The organism is Paenibacillus sp. J31R120 (assembly GCF_056269225.1).
Map to the genome: position 1 here is coordinate 13,152 of NZ_JBWDNN010000009.1, position 15,617 is coordinate 28,768.

Genomic DNA, 15,617 nt, shown 5'->3' on the forward strand with positions numbered 1-15,617 from the left:
CGCTTCAAACAAAAAGCACCGCCGGAGATATCCGGCGGTGCTTTCTGTTTCCTGTCATTAACCAATGACGCGGTACAGACCAATCTTGAAAATCATCACATAGTCAATAAACAGGAACAATCCGAGCGCTACAGCCGTGAAGCCGATGGCGAACAAGTTTTTCCTTGGACGCGCCATCAGAAGTCGCACGAACCCGATCGCAATGATTACTGTAAAGGCAAGCATGAAGTAATCGAACGGTTCGAATCCTTTGACAGCTTCTACCGCTTCTTCCGCCAGAAACATAAGGGGACCTCCTTTAGTCACACGTAACCTAATATTAATCTATGTTAGCCTCTCAACGCTCCCGATGCAAGTCTGAATCCACTTTCGTAACAAGTTTGTCACGATTTATTCACATATGTAGTTTTCCATGTCCTTACACCCTGGCACAACTTTTCCCGCTTTTTTTAAAATGTCCATCTCTTCCCTTAACTATTACCAGAGTCGGCATATTTTTCAGCTGCGCAACGATTTTTGCATATTTTCAACATCAGTCGACATCGAATACTCATAGAAGGAACCATGAAAAGAAAGGATAATCCTTCCTATCCACAGCTCCATGTTTATCTAATTACAACTTCCGAATAGTCTCGCTAATTGATCGAAAACATGCTATACCAAACTTATTCAGCCGCTCCCGCGCCAACACTTTCCTTATGATTATAGCGCTGCTGCGTCCGTTCTCTGTCCCGATCCAGAATCGGCTTCAGATAACGTCCTGTATAAGACTGTTCTACTTTAACCACTTGCTCCGGCGTTCCCGTAGCCACGATCGTACCGCCGCCGTTGCCGCCTTCTGGACCAAGATCGATCAGGTAGTCCGCCGTCTTGATGACATCCAGATTATGCTCGATGACAAGAACAGATTCGCCGGAATCAACCAAGCGATGCAGAACCGTAAGCAAACGGTCGATATCATGGGCATGCAAGCCCGTCGTTGGTTCATCCAGAATATAAAGCGTCTTGCCTGTGCTCCGGCGATAAAGCTCCGCTGCCAGCTTCACGCGCTGCGCTTCGCCGCCGGAGAGCGTCGTTGCCGGCTGGCCAAGCTTCATATAGCCTAAGCCTACATCCAGCAGCGTCTGCACCTTACGGTGAATACGCGGAATGTTCTCGAAAAACGTACAGCCGTCTTCGATCGTCATCTCCAGCACTTCGGAGATGTTCTTGCCTTTGTACTTCACTTCAAGCGTCTCCCGATTGTAGCGCTTGCCCTTGCAAATCTCGCATGGCACATACACATCGGGCAGGAAGTGCATCTCGATCTTGATAATTCCGTCGCCGCGGCAGGCTTCGCAGCGGCCGCCCTTGACATTGAAGCTGAAGCGGCCTTTCTTGTAGCCGCGTACCTTCGCTTCATTTGTGCTGGCGTACAGGTCACGGATATCATCGAATACGCCTGTATATGTCGCCGGGTTGGAGCGCGGCGTACGGCCAATTGGAGACTGGTCAATATCGATAACCTTCTCCAAATGCTCGATGCCTCTCATCTCCTTATATTGACCCGGACGCACCTTCGCTTTGTTCAAGTCGCGCGCCAGCGTCTTGTACAGTATCTCATTAACGAATGTCGACTTGCCGGAGCCTGAGACGCCCGTTACAGCGGAGAATACGCCCAGCGGTATCTTCACGTTTACATTGCGAAGATTGTTTTCCTTCGCTCCCCGAACCTCAATCCACTTATCGCCCGTAGCACGGCGCTTCAGAGGAACCTCAATGAATTTGCGGCCGCTGAGGTACTGTCCAGTCAATGAATTCTCATCATCCATGACTTCCTTCGGTGTTCCTTGTGCAATAATCTGGCCGCCATGAATGCCTGCGCCTGGGCCGATATCAATAATGTAATCAGCAGCCATCATCGTGTCTTCGTCATGCTCCACAACGATAAGGGTATTGCCCAAGTTGCGCATATGCTCCAGCGTCTGAATCAGGCGGTCATTATCCCGCTGATGAAGGCCAATGCTCGGTTCGTCCAATATATACAGAACGCCCATCAGACTAGAACCTATCTGCGTAGCCAATCGGATCCGCTGTGCCTCGCCGCCGGACAATGTACCCGCAGCACGGCTGAGCGTCAAGTATTCCAAGCCGACATTGACAAGGAAGCCTAACCGGCTGTTGATTTCCTTCAGAATCAGTTGAGCAATGGTCTGCTCCTTATCCGTCAGCGACAATCCGTTAAAGTAACGTTGGGCTTCTCCAATCGACAGCTCCGTTACATGTGAAATGTTCTGCGCGCCGATCGTAACGGCGAGCGTCTCCTTACGCAGACGCTGTCCTTTACAGCCGCCGCATGGCTTCGCGCTCATGTAATTCTCGATATGATCCCGCATCATGTCAGAAGCCGTATCACGGTAGCGGCGTTCCAAGTTGTTCACGATACCTTCGAACGGTACAAATGCTTCCTTGCGATGACCAAAATCATTTTCGTACAAGAAGCGAACACGCTCTCCGCCCGTCCCGTAAAGCAGCTTCTTCATCTGCTCCGTCGTCAGCTCCGATAACGGTACGTTCTCTGGAATACCGTAGTGCACGCATACCGCACTTAGAAATTGCGGGTAATAATTCGATGTGCTCCCTGCCCATGCCAGGAAAGCTCCCTCTTCAATCGACTTGCTGTTGTCTGGCACCAGCAGATCGGGGTCGACAATCATTTTCGCGCCAAGTCCGTCACAATCCGGGCATGCGCCATATGGACTGTTGAAAGAAAACATGCGCGGAGCAAGTTCCTCGATACTGAACCCGCACTCCGGACAAGCCAGATTGGAGCTGAACAACAGCTCTTCCTTCTCCATCACGTCTACGAGTACGCGGCCATCCGCCAGCTTTAATGCCGTCTCCAGCGAGTCGGCCAGACGTGCGTGGATGTCCGGCTTCACAACAATCCGGTCCACGATCACTTCAATGGTATGCTTCTTGTTCTTCTCCAGCTCGATCTTCTCGCTAAGCTCACGCAGCTCGCCGTTCACACGCACGCGAACGAAGCCTTGCTTCTGCACATCTGCCAGCAGCTTCGCATGCTCGCCCTTGCGGCCTGATACAAGCGGTGCCATGATCTGGAGCTTGGTGCGCTCCGGATATTCCATAATCCGGTCCACCATCTGCTGAACGGTCTGGGACGAGATCTCGATGCCGTGCTCTGGACAATGAGGCCGTCCGACACGAGCAAACAAAAGTCGCAAGTAATCGTAAATCTCCGTCACCGTACCTACGGTGGAACGAGGGTTGCGGCTTGTTGTCTTCTGGTCAATCGAGATCGCGGGAGACAGCCCGTCGATGGAGTCTACATCCGGCTTCTCCATCTGTCCCAGAAATTGGCGAGCATACGCGCTCAATGATTCCACGTAGCGGCGTTGCCCCTCTGCATAGATGGTATCGAATGCAAGAGAAGACTTGCCCGAGCCGCTTAAGCCCGTCAACACAACGAATTTGTCGCGGGGAATCGTCACATCTATATTTTTTAAATTATGGGCGCGTGCGCCCTTTACGATAATTTTATCATTTGCCACTGGATTTTCCTCCTACTATCCCATCTCGGCTCGAAGCTCAAGCAACGCGTCCCGAAGCTCTGCAGCACGTTCGAACTGCAAGCTCTTGGCCGCTTCCTTCATCTCGCTCTCCAGACGCTCGATGAGTGACTGGCGATCTTTCTTCGACATCTTGTCTGTGCCCGCTCCAGCGAGGTAATCCGCTTTCTGCTCGGCGACCTTCGTAGCTTCAATTACATCATGGACACGCTTGCGGATCGTTTGCGGTTCAATGCCATGCTTCTCGTTATATGCGATCTGAATGGCCCGGCGGCGTTCCGTCTCCTTGATGGCGCGATCCATCGAATCCGTCATCTTATCGGCGTACATGATGACTCGCCCTTCGCTATTCCGGGCCGCCCGTCCGATCGTTTGGATCAGCGACCTGTCGGAACGAAGGAAGCCCTCCTTGTCCGCATCAAGAATGGTAACAAGTGACACTTCCGGAAGGTCAAGTCCTTCCCTGAGCAAGTTAATGCCCACCAGCACATGGAATACGCCAAGCCTAAGATCCCTTAGAATAGCTAGCCGTTCCAGCGTCTTGATATCGGAATGCAGGTAACGGACCTTAATACCGACTTCCTTCAGATAGTCAGTAAGATCTTCCGACATCTTCTTCGTCAAAGTCGTGATCAGCACGCGTTCGTCCTTCGAAATCCGGTCTCGGATTTCCTCCAGCAAATTATCAATCTGGCCTTTCGTCGGACGAACCTCGATAATGGGATCAAGCAGTCCCGTCGGTCTGATAATCTGCTCGATCATGGTCGGACAATGCTCCAGCTCATAAGGTCCCGGCGTCGCAGATACGTAGATCAATTGCTTCGTCTTCTCTTCGAACTCTTCGAATCGAAGCGGACGGTTATCCATAGCTGACGGCAGTCGGAAGCCATGATTGACCAGCATCTCCTTACGGGCCCGGTCACCGTTGAACATAGCACGGATCTGCGGCAAGGATACATGAGACTCGTCTATCACTACCAGCATGTCGTCAGGGAAATAATCGAGAAGCGTATACGGTGTCGCGCCGCGTTCCCTGAACGTAAGCGGTCCTGAATAGTTCTCGATTCCAGAGCAGAAGCCCATCTCCGCCATCATCTCCAGGTCATACCGAGTACGCTGCTCCAGCCTTTGGGCCTCAAGCAATTTGCCGGCCTCCCGCAGCTCCGCCAGCCTCTCCTCCAGCTCGCGCTCGATATTGACGAGCGCCAGCTTCATGGTCTCTTCTTGGGTTACGAAGTGAGATGCCGGGAAGATAGCAATATGCTGGCGCTCCCCCACAATCTCGCCCGTCAGCACATCAATCTCTGAGATGCGCTCGATCTCGTCGCCGAACAGCTCGACGCGAAGAGCTCTCTCGTTGTTGGCCACCGGGAATATCTCGATGATATCCCCTCTTACCCGAAATGTGCCGCGCGTGAAGCTAATATCATTCCTCTTATACTGAATATCCACGAGCTTATGCAGAATCGTATCGCGGGGTTTCTCCATCCCTACACGAAGCGACAGCACAAGACTGCCGTATTCAATCGGAGAGCCCAAGCCGTATATACAGGATACGCTGGCTACGATAATGACATCCCGCCTGTCGAACAACGAGCTTGTAGCGGAGTGGCGCAGCTTATCGATTTCATCATTGATACTGGAATCCTTCTCGATGAAGGTGTCGGTGGATGGGATATAGGCTTCTGGCTGGTAGTAGTCGTAGTAGCTAACGAAATATTCAACCGCATTGTCGGGGAAAAAGGATTTGAATTCACTGCAAAGCTGCGCGGCCAGCGTCTTGTTGTGCGCAATGACGAGCGTTGGCCTGTTCAGCTCCTGAATGGCATTCGCAATGGTGTACGTCTTGCCCGTACCTGTCGCACCGAGCAGAGTCTGATGCCGCATGCCGGCCCTTACGCCTTCGACCAGTTCCTTAATCGCCTTCGGCTGGTCGCCCTGCGGACTATATTCGGACTTGATTTCAAATAATCGGTCGCTCATGTCCTTCTCCGTCACTCCTTATCCTCCTAACCTTCTCTATCTATTATCATTATAGTCAAATGCCTTCTAAGGAAATCAGGCACAGCACATCATAGGAATATGTGTTCCCATTTATTATAGCTCTTACCTTTTATTCGCGCAACGCATGATCTCACGTTTTTTCCAATTTGCTTCTTCCAGTTGCCGGAAACAACAACAGGGCTGCCCGCACCCTCACGAACAGCCCTGTTACATCTTTCTGCTTACATATTGTTTTCGCGTGCCTCGCCCTTGCCTCTGCGATTCGCCGCCCTCATGCCGCGAAGCAGTCCAACAATCGAAGCCGGTCCGGTCGCGGCATAATAATTCGCCTGCTCATCCGGTGCCAGAATGACCCCTAACTGATGATGTTCGCCGGCAAATCTGGCCCGCTGGGCAAACTTCAGCTCACCTTCGATATTATAAATCTCCAGCTTGCAGAATGCAGAGTTAATCGCAAGCGCGCTATACAGCTCTTCCTTGGTGAGCACGTGCGTCCCGTTCACCTTATGCAGAATCTCGCCAGCCATAAGGCCCATTGCTTCAGCAGGCGTCCCCGGCACAACACCGAGAATGCGCAGCCCGCGCGCGTCATGCACGTACAACGGCGTTCGCTTCGACTCAGCGAGCCTGCTCCGCCAGACGATCGCCTCATGCAGCAAGATGGATGCGGCCGCCGCAAGCGGCAGCAAGGCAGGCTGCCACCAGGCTGCAATCGCCGCTCCAGCCAGAAGGAGGCTGTAGATGAGAAGCCCCTGTGCGGCATGTCTGGCCTTGACCTGCGGCAGCATCGTCCGCGTCATCTCTGTAAAGCCGATAATCATCGGCAGCGCGACAAATGTCCAGCCCTGCGACCAATCCGCGCCGAAGAGCGGCATCCAGGGCAGGCTCGTAGTCGAGACGCTGCCGCTTACCGAATCGGTCACCGGAACGAGCAGGAATAGCGGCACAGGCCAGAAGCCTTGGAGCAAATAGCCGCCAACCAGCTTGCCGCGTTTGCCCTCAAGGAAGAGCGGCGTTGACAGCCGGTTGCCTTGCAGCCTGACCAGTATCGCTTCCGCAAGATGCAGCAGAGCCACAAGCAGCAGCAATCCTGCTGCGTCTACGCGAGCAAGCGAGGCGGCCATACTGCCGATCCAGTCCGTCCGTTCCGCAAGCGGAGTGAAAGAGAAGCCCCATTGCAAGAGCGTAATGATACCCGCGCTATAAGCAAAACAAAGATATCGGATGCGAATCAGCATCAGTACCGCTGCAACCGCCCATAACCAGAGAACAGCGGAAGGTGTAAGCGTAGAGCCTATGAACGCTCCTGTGACCGATACCGCAAGTCCTGCCAATAATCCAGTCAGCACCGCCTTTGCGGTCAGATTAATCCAGCTATGAAGTTTGACCGCAAATAGCTGCCGCTCCATTCTCATTTGCCTGCTATATTGCAAGATGATAAATAATACCGCTATATAATAAAAAGGTTGTATCAGCAGTTGCAAAGCGGATTCCGCAAGCAATTGCAGCATAGCCAGCACCGTCTCCAAGCGAACACTCCCCAATCTGTCCGATTTCCAATGAAAAAGGCTGGCCCCGACTACGCGAAGCCAACCTTGTATTTATTCGACACCTGCTAGCCTATTTCCTGCTGACAGACTTTACCGCTTCCAGAAGCTGTACGTCGTTATCTTTATTTTGAATCCACTTCACAACGGCCTGCTCCAGCAGCGCCGCAGTCTTGGCATCAATCTCTCCGGTCACCGGAAGCTGATGCTGCGTCTGAAACTTTTTCACAGCCTCAACGGTCTCTTCGTCGAAGTAGCCGTCCTCGCGTGAAGGGTCAAATCCAAGTCCGTGGAGCATGATCTGAGCACTGCGAACCTGCTCGCTCAGGCTGTCGGCCTTCAGCGGCTCAAGCACATTCATTCTGGCGACCGTATACATATCCGGCGGCTCGACGATCTGATTCGGAGTGATGCCCTTCTTGTGAATCCAGTTGCCGTCAGGCGTTAGCCACTTCGCAATCGTCATCTTAAGCAGGCTTCCATCGCCAAGTGCTTTGTTATAGCTGACCTGAACCGTTCCTTTGCCGAAGGACTGCTCACCAATAACCGTTGCTCCGGCCGCCTCCTGCAATGCGCCTGCCAGGATCTCCGAGGCACTGGCGCTCCCTTTGTTGGTAAGCACGGCAATCGGGTAGTCTTTCTGTGAGCCGCCCTTGGCCTGCGTCTTCTCCCGCTTCCCGTCCCGGTATTCGACCTGAACGACGGTGGAGCCTTCTTTCATCATCAGCTGCGAGATTTCGACGACAATAGGAAGAACGCCGCCTGGATTATTACGCACGTCCAGGACCAGGCCTTTCATCCCTTCGCCCTCCAGCTTCTCCAGCTCATCCTTGAACCGTTTAGCAGTATTGAGCGAAAACTGGCGAATTTCGATTACGCCAATCCCGTCCGGTCTCATTGTACCGTGGACGGTCTCCACATCGATATCATCGCGAATGAGCACCAGCTGAATTGGCTCCGAGAAGCCGCTGCGCTGTACAACGATTTTCGCTTTCGTTCCCTTCGGGCCGCGAATCTTCGTGACAGCTTCCTGCAGGTTCAAACCGTTCAAGCTGACGCCATTGACTGAGATCAGCACGTCTTTGGCAAGCAGGCCTGAACGTTCGGCAGGCGAGCCTTTAATCGGAGATACGACGATGATCTTCCCATCCTCCGTTGTCACTTCCGCACCAATTCCGGTAAAAGAGCCTTCAATCGATTCCGAGAAATGCTGTGCAACTTCCTTCTCCATATAGACAGAATACGGATCATCCAGCGCTTTCATCATTCCGCTGACTGCGCCATCCAGCAATTCCTCGCGCTCGACATCCTCGTAATATTTGGACTCAATTAACTCCAGCACCGCATTCAGCTTGGCAAGCTCGTCCGCACTCAACTGATAGCGGCCCTGTTCATCTGCGGCAGCAGCTGCAGCTACAGCAGACGCGGGACGCTGAGCTCCATGCTGAATCCATTGATCCGCAAGCGTCATCGTCACCAGTACGGAGGCGATTATCGTCACCATGACAAAAGCAAAAACCGTACGTCCCTTGAAATACACCTCGGTACACCACCTTCATTGTTATCCAGCTTTCATGACCCCAATAGTATATGACAAGCGGAAGGCAATTATTTGCGGCAATGCCAATTCGAGCTTGATGCGCCTTGAATAATAAGGGCAGCCCAATTCTGGGCTGCCGCTTGCTGTTGCTGTATGATGGCCTATTATTTCAAATATCCGCTCGGATTGACCGGTACTTCGTTTTTGCGTACTTCAAAGTGAAGATGCGGTCCGGTGGAATTGCCTGTGCTGCCGACTTCAGCGATCTTCTGGCCTTTCTTGATCTGATCGCCTACGTCAACAAGAAGACCTCCGTTGCGAATATGTCCGTACAATGTCCATAGCCCGTTGCCGTGATCGATGATGATACAGTTGCCATAACCGCTCCACAGCTGCGATACGATAACGACACCAGATTCAGCGGCATAGATGGCCGTGCCTTGCGGCGCGCCGAAGTCAATCCCGGTATGCGTATGCTTCTTGCCCGTGATGGGATGAGTCCGAGTGCCAAAACTTGAGGTTACGCGAATTTTGCCTTGGATCGGCATGCCGAGCTTGCCGCCAGTATACGGATTTTTGATGCGGTTTTTCTCAGCATTCAGCTTAGATACCTTCGCGGCCAACTGGACGAGCAGCTTCTCCTGTTCTTCGCTGATGACTTCCAGCATTTCAAGCGTCTCGGACAGCTGGGTCAAATTTTCATTATAAGAAGCAACGAGCACTTCCTTGTCTGCTTCCTTCTTGACCAGATCGGCTTGCTGTAGCTCAAGCTCATGATAGAGCGCCTCCAGCTCCGCATATTGCTCCTCGATATCGGCTTTCTTCTCCTCTACGAGAGCTTGGTCTTTTTTATGAGCAGTCAGAATATCGCGGTCTGAGCTCAGGATCGTCTGCAAGGCATCGAACCGATCGAGGAAGTCCGTAAAGCTTGTTGCGCTAAACAGCACATCCATGTAAGATACAAAACCGTTCGAATACATCATGCGCATACGAGTCTCAAGAAGCGCCTCGCGCTCCTCAACCCGTATAATAGCCTCCTCCAACTCTACGCCGGTTTGCACCAGCTCCTCTTGCTTCGCTTTCTTCTCCCCTTGCTTCTTCGTCAAAGCAATGGCAACTTTGTCAATTTCTTTATTCAGGGCACTGATTTCACTCTGAAGCGTTTCTTTCTTCGAGGATATCGTCAGCTTCTGCGCCTCTGCATTTTTTGCATCCTTGGCTGCATTAGCTGCCTTGCGCTCTGCTTCCTTGATTTGCTGGTTGGCCGCTTTAATATCCTTCTCGATTTGGGATAGCGAAGCCGCCTTGACCTCGCTGCCGCCAGAAGGCTGCAGAACAAACACGGCGAGTATTGTCACAGCTATGATAAACGCGCTTATCTTTTTCATAAATGAACCATTCACCTACACTTTCAAATACTTTCGTACCGAAATGGTGCTGCCCCAAATGCCGATCAATGTGCCGATTGCCATAATTAACAATGCTGCATTCATTCCCGCTTCCTTCAGCGGAATCAGGTTGACCATCATAAGTGATAAGTCCAGCTTCGTGAGCTTAATAATTTGGGCGTAGCTGCCGAGTACGGCCGCGGTCGTCAGTACCGAACTGACAAAGCCGATCAATGCCCCCTCGATGAAAAACGGCCAGCGGATAAACGCATTCGTCGCGCCCACCAGCTTCATAATGCCGATTTCTCTGCGTCTTGCGATAATCGTCATCTTAATGGTGTTGGAAATAAGCAGCATAGCTGTTACGCCAAGGCCGATGACGAGAACAAATCCGATATTGCGAACCGCATTGGTCACTTTAAACAAAGTCTCTATGGTGCCTTGCCCATACTTGATTTGGTTAATCGGACTGGTCTCATCCGCTTTGTTGATGCCATCAATTTTCAACGCCACTGTCTCAACCGACTGCGGGTCATACACCTCTACTGTGTAAGAAATAGGGAGTGGATTGTTTTCGTTGTTGTAGCCTTCCAGCCAATCCCCGTTTTCGACGCCCATCGCATCGCGTAGGATCTTAAGTCCTTCTTCTTTGGATACGATCTTCACTTTGCTAACTTCTTCCAGGTTTCCGATTTTGTTCTGTACTTCCGTCACCTTGGCTTGCTCCACATCCGTCTGTAAGAACACTCTTATTTGAACCCTGCTCTCGATCTGGTCCGCCATGGAGTTGACATTCAGTGCCAGCAGGACAAAAACACCTAATATAAACAACGAGATAAAGATCGAACTCATTGATGCAAATGACATCCAGCCATTTCGAATGATGTTCTTGGCACCCTCGCGCAGATGCCGCAAGATTGTGCTAAATTTCATAACCGTACTCCCCTCTCGCCTCGTCACGGACGATCAGGCCGTTCTCTATGGCAATGACCCGCTTGCGCATGCTGTTTACGATTTCCTTGTTGTGTGTCGCCATAATTATCGTTGAACCACGGAAGTTGATCTCCTCCAGCAGGTTCATAATCCCTGCCGAAGTCTCCGGGTCCAAGTTCCCGGTAGGCTCGTCCGCCACAATTACCGACGGATTGTTCACTATTGCCCGGGCAATCGACACCCTTTGCTGCTCACCGCCCGATAGCTGGGACGGCAAAGAATTATGCTTATGCTTCAATCCGACAAGCTCCAACACTTCCATCGTACGTTTCTTAATCACTCTGCGCGGGGCTTCGATTACTTCCATCGCAAAAGCGACATTTTCGTATATTGTCAGCTTCGGCAGCAGCCTGAAATCCTGAAAGATCACACCGATATTTCTTCGGACATATGGGATTTTGCGAGGCTTCAGCTTGCCGATATTAAACCCGTTTACCGATAGCTGGCCTTTGGTCGGCACTTCTTCACGGTAAATCAGCTTCATAAATGTAGACTTGCCGGCGCCGGATGGGCCGACGACATAAACAAACTCATTTCGATCTATTCGAACAGATACGCCACGAAGTGCATTCGTTCCGTCAGCGTACGTCTTCCATATGTCGTGCATTTCGATCACAGTATCACATCCTGTATGTAGTCAATTTTAGTATTTCGACAGCTTGCGGCTAATTCCTTCAATTCAAGCGAGCTTTCCGCTTTTTTCATGATTCTCATTATCGAAGGCTTTGTCGAAATACGATGCAATTCCCTCCATTTAATGTAAACCTGATAGAGCCAGCTTAGGGCTCAGCATGATGGTAGAGGCGTAGGATCGAATTGGCTGCGGTTGGTAATCAGCTGATTTCCGGTATGGGCGAGACAAGTGCAACGCTGCAAATTCCGCCTTCGTTGTTTCGCCAGCACGCGAAGGTACCTGCGGCATGAAGAGATGCACAATCGCATATGGATGTAGGAATGTGTGAATGCGGGGAAAGGGTGCTTTGGCATGAGGAAGCTGCAGTGGGTGTTGTGGGGATTGTTGGCCGTTGTGCTGTTTGCGGCAGCAGCAGGATTCGTCGTGGTATGGAAGTACGCCAATCAGGAATTGGTCCCCGAAGGTGTGACCGCAGGCAAGCTGCAAATCGGCGGCATGTACATTGACGATGCTATCGCCTTGCTGGATAAGTATGAGAAAGCATTAGAGAAGCGCAGTATTACCGTGCAGGCGAACCAGGTTGCAAAGGACAGCCGAAGCTGGCTTGTATCCGAATTTGGGTATCGTGCAGAGTTCACCGGGGTAAGGGACGCCCTATTGCAGTTAAAGAAGGGAGGCCTATGGGAACGCGCTCGCTATCGCTATCAATTCCCTGACCATTACGCACTGTCGCAAAGCTGGGAAAAAAGCGCGTTCGAGTCCGCTCTTCGTAAGCAATGGAGCTGGGTGGAGAACAACTCGCCGCAGAATGCTTCGCGGGAAATCACAAAGCAGGACGAAGTCATCTACACGTCCCATACTGATGCCTATCGATTAGACTTGGCTGGTCTGGTGCAAGAAGCCGATCTATGGGTTCTGCTGGAGGAGAACGAAGTCGGGCAAGAAGTAACGGATGATCTTGGCACCATGGTGGCCGAACTGCCCATAAGTACGATCCATCCCGATATCACACTGGAGAAGTTGAAGAATGAAGGGATCGATCGGCTCATTATGTCCTTTACGACCGACTTCAGTTCAAGCGCAGAGGGACGTTCGCATAATGTGAGCGTTACAGCAAAGACGCTGAACGATTGGTATTTGAAGCCGGACGAAGTGTTCGCTTATAGTGAACTGATTGCAAAAGCGGAGAAGGAGCATACCTATCGCGAAGCCCCTGTAATACTCAACGGCAAATTCGTGCCCGGCATCGGCGGAGGCATCTGCCAAGTATCCAGCACCCTCTATCAAGCTATACTGCGTGCGGGACTCGGCATTGAAGAAAGACGCAATCATTCACTGCCTGTCGCCTATCTCCCGCTTGGACACGATGCGACCTATGCGACGGATGCGATAGATTTCAAATTCCGCAACACGACAGGAAAAAGCCTGCTCATCCGTACGTCGGTGGAAAATAAGAAGCTGACTATTAAGCTGTTCGGTACCATGCCCAGCAACGAAAGCTACGAAATCGAATCCGTCACGCTGGATACCCTCTCTCCGAAAACGCAGCAATCGGTCAACCCGGCTCTCCCGGTAGGAAAAACGGTTGTCGTGGAGAAAGGTAAACCCGGTTACATCGTAGAAACCTACCGTACGCATCTACGGGACGGCAAGGTTATCAAACGCGAGCGTGTGTCCAAAGACACCTATCGCGCCCAGCCTACGCTAATCGAGACAGGTCCGGCCTCGCTTAACGCAACTCCTTCTCCGCAAGCTGCGCCGTCGCCCGGCGATTCACTGGTTGAGGATGGGCTGTGATCGATTACGGGTGTTGGAAGTTAGATTGGATATGTCGACTGAAAAGGACCAGGCAAAAACTTAGACGGGAGCTATGAAGTGAAATGGGAGCTTGAAGTCGGTTGTGCCGACTTAAATGGACCAGGTCAGGTGCTCATACGCTTTAGGTCGGTTGCGCCGACTTAAATGGACCAGGTCAGGATGTTCGCACACTTTAGGTCGGTTGGGCCGACTTAATTGGACCAAATCGGGGGTTCGCACACTTTAAGTCGGTTGCGCCGACTTAATTGGACCAAATCGGGGGTTCGCACACTTTAAGTCGGTTGCGCCGACTTAGATGGACCGAGTCAGGGGTTCGCAGGCTTTAGATCGGTTGTGCCGACTTACACGGACCGGGTCAGAGGCACACGTCGGTGAAAGCGACTTGTATCTGGCAGCAACGTAGATTCAATTACCTTGACAACAAAAAAAAGACGGAGGCTGAAGCTGAAGCCCCGTCTTTTTTGTTGCTTGTAACACTCTATGCGTCTACGTCGTGCCAATACCAGCCGTACCCCATAATGGGGTACGGCCTATGAGTGCGGCAAGACATCTTGTTCACTTGTTATCTGCTGCGCTCCAAATATTCTACGACCCATGCCGCTGTCTCTGCGAGCGCCACGTCGGCACGGCCAATGGCCGCTTCGACTTGCTGCTTCGCTGTACCGCCGTACACATTACGGGCGTTCACGACTTGCTCAGGTTGAAGCACCGCATAGATGCGATCGTCGAACAAGCTGGAGAACTGCTTGAACTCTTCGATTTTCAGATCCAGCAAATATTTGTTTTGCTCGATGCAGTACAGTACGGTTTTACCAATTACTTCATGCGCTTGGCGGAACGGCATGCCTTTGCCCACGAGGAAGTCGGCGATGTCCGTTGCGTTGGAGAAATCCTGGTTGACCGCTTGGCGCATCCGGTCCGTATTGACCTTCATCGTAGCTATCATCGGCGCAAACAATTGAAGCGCGCCTTGCAGCGTCTTCACCGTATCGAACATGCCTTCTTTGTCTTCCTGCATATCCTTGTTGTAAGCAAGCGGAAGCGACTTCAGCACGGTCAGCAAGCCGACCAAGTTGCCGTAGACGCGACCTGTCTTGCCGCGAACAAGCTCCGGCACATCCGGGTTCTTCTTCTGCGGCATGATGCTGCTGCCTGTGCAGAACGCATCATCCAGCTCAACAAAGTGGAACTCCGTGCTGGACCACATGATGAGCTCCTCGCTCAGACGAGACAAGTGCATCATAATGATGGAGGCATGCGAAAGGAATTCCAAGATAAAGTCACGATCGCTTACTGCATCCAGGCTGTTCTCATACACGCGATCGAATTTCAATTGGCTCGCCACAAAATGGCGATCGATCGGGAACGTCGTGCCTGCTAATGCGCCAGCGCCGAGCGGCAATACGTTGATCCGCTTGTAGCTGTCTTGCAAACGCTCGATATCGCGGCCGAACATGGATACATACGCCATCAGGTGATGAGCGAACAAGATCGGCTGCGCGCGTTGCAGATGCGTGTAGCCCGGCAGGATCGTGTCGGTATTCGCTTTCGCTTGCTCAACTAGCGCGAATTGCAGCTTCTGCAGCATATCTACGAATTCCACAACGCGTTTGCGAAGCCACAAGTGCATGTCTGTCGCAACTTGGTCATTGCGGCTGCGGCCTGTATGCAGCTTGCCGCCTACGGAACCTACATCGTCGATCAGCGTTTTTTCGATATTCATATGGATGTCTTCGTCGCCAATGGAGAACTCGATATCGTCGCGCTTAATGCGTTGAAGCACGCGATGAAGGCCATCCTTGATTTTCTCTACATCATCAGCAGGCAGGATGCCCTGCTTGCCCAGCATGGTGACATGCGCAAGGCTGCCTTGAATGTCTTCCTCGGCCAGCTCTTTGTCGAACATGATCGAAGCTGTGTATTCCTCTACCAGCTGGTCTGTCTTTTTCGTAAAACGACCGCCCCATAGTTTGCTCACTGTATCCAGCACTCCCTTCCGAATGCAAGGGAACGGAAGCCGTTCAGCATGCGAGGGCCGAGGAGCAAGCAGCGTTCGGCCGCATCCCCTTAAGTCCTCTGCCAAGACTGCTGAGCAGTCCCGGCGCTCATGCTTCACAAGCTTCC

Annotated in this window: 10 protein-coding genes; 1 reads left to right on the forward strand and 9 read right to left on the reverse strand. The window is 52.0% G+C overall.

The window, feature by feature from the left end:
• Positions 1-57: 57 nt before the first annotated feature.
• From AC0YNW_RS24345 to ftsE, 8 genes are all read right to left on the reverse strand, one after another.
• A complete protein-coding gene (locus AC0YNW_RS24345; protein WP_120114368.1) occupies positions 58-285 on the reverse strand; it encodes a hypothetical protein in 228 nt (75 codons plus the stop codon).
• Positions 286-665: 380 nt separating this feature from the next.
• Positions 666-3,551 carry an excinuclease ABC subunit UvrA gene (gene uvrA / locus AC0YNW_RS24350; RefSeq protein WP_475834136.1) on the reverse strand — a complete coding sequence of 962 codons (2,886 nt, stop codon included), beginning with the start codon at positions 3,549-3,551 and terminating at the stop codon, positions 666-668.
• Between the two features lie 15 nt (positions 3,552-3,566).
• Positions 3,567-5,552 (reverse strand): excinuclease ABC subunit UvrB, encoded by a 1,986-nt coding sequence (gene uvrB, locus AC0YNW_RS24355; RefSeq protein WP_387478916.1) that lies wholly within the window; start codon positions 5,550-5,552, stop codon positions 3,567-3,569.
• Positions 5,553-5,794: 242 nt separating this feature from the next.
• Positions 5,795-7,093 (reverse strand): PDZ domain-containing protein, encoded by a 1,299-nt coding sequence (locus AC0YNW_RS24360; protein WP_475834256.1) that lies wholly within the window; start codon positions 7,091-7,093, stop codon positions 5,795-5,797.
• 100 nt (positions 7,094-7,193) lie between these two features.
• Positions 7,194-8,660, reverse strand: a complete 1,467-nt coding sequence (locus AC0YNW_RS24365) for a S41 family peptidase (RefSeq protein ID WP_475834137.1) — start codon at positions 8,658-8,660, stop codon at positions 7,194-7,196.
• 164 nt (positions 8,661-8,824) lie between these two features.
• On the reverse strand, positions 8,825-10,048 hold the full coding sequence (locus AC0YNW_RS24370; RefSeq protein ID WP_387478854.1) for a murein hydrolase activator EnvC family protein: 1,224 nt from the start codon (positions 10,046-10,048) through the stop codon (positions 8,825-8,827).
• A 15-nt stretch (positions 10,049-10,063) separates the two neighbouring features.
• A complete protein-coding gene (gene ftsX, locus AC0YNW_RS24375) occupies positions 10,064-10,981 on the reverse strand; it encodes a permease-like cell division protein FtsX (protein ID WP_387478851.1) in 918 nt (305 codons plus the stop codon).
• Positions 10,971-11,657, reverse strand: a complete 687-nt coding sequence (gene ftsE, locus AC0YNW_RS24380) for a cell division ATP-binding protein FtsE (protein WP_387478849.1) — start codon at positions 11,655-11,657, stop codon at positions 10,971-10,973. The genes ftsX and ftsE overlap by 11 nt, the downstream gene beginning before the upstream one ends.
• Positions 11,658-12,026: 369 nt before the next feature.
• Here ftsE and AC0YNW_RS24385 point away from each other — a divergent pair, with 369 nt between their 5' ends.
• On the forward strand, positions 12,027-13,472 hold the full coding sequence (locus AC0YNW_RS24385) for a VanW family protein (RefSeq protein WP_475834138.1): 1,446 nt from the start codon (positions 12,027-12,029) through the stop codon (positions 13,470-13,472).
• 583 nt (positions 13,473-14,055) lie between these two features.
• Here AC0YNW_RS24385 and argH read toward each other — a convergent pair.
• The gene (gene argH, locus AC0YNW_RS24390) at positions 14,056-15,471 is read right to left on the reverse strand and encodes an argininosuccinate lyase (protein WP_475834139.1); all 1,416 of its coding nucleotides are present in this window, start codon (positions 15,469-15,471) and stop codon (positions 14,056-14,058) included.
• Positions 15,472-15,617 lie beyond the last annotated feature (146 nt).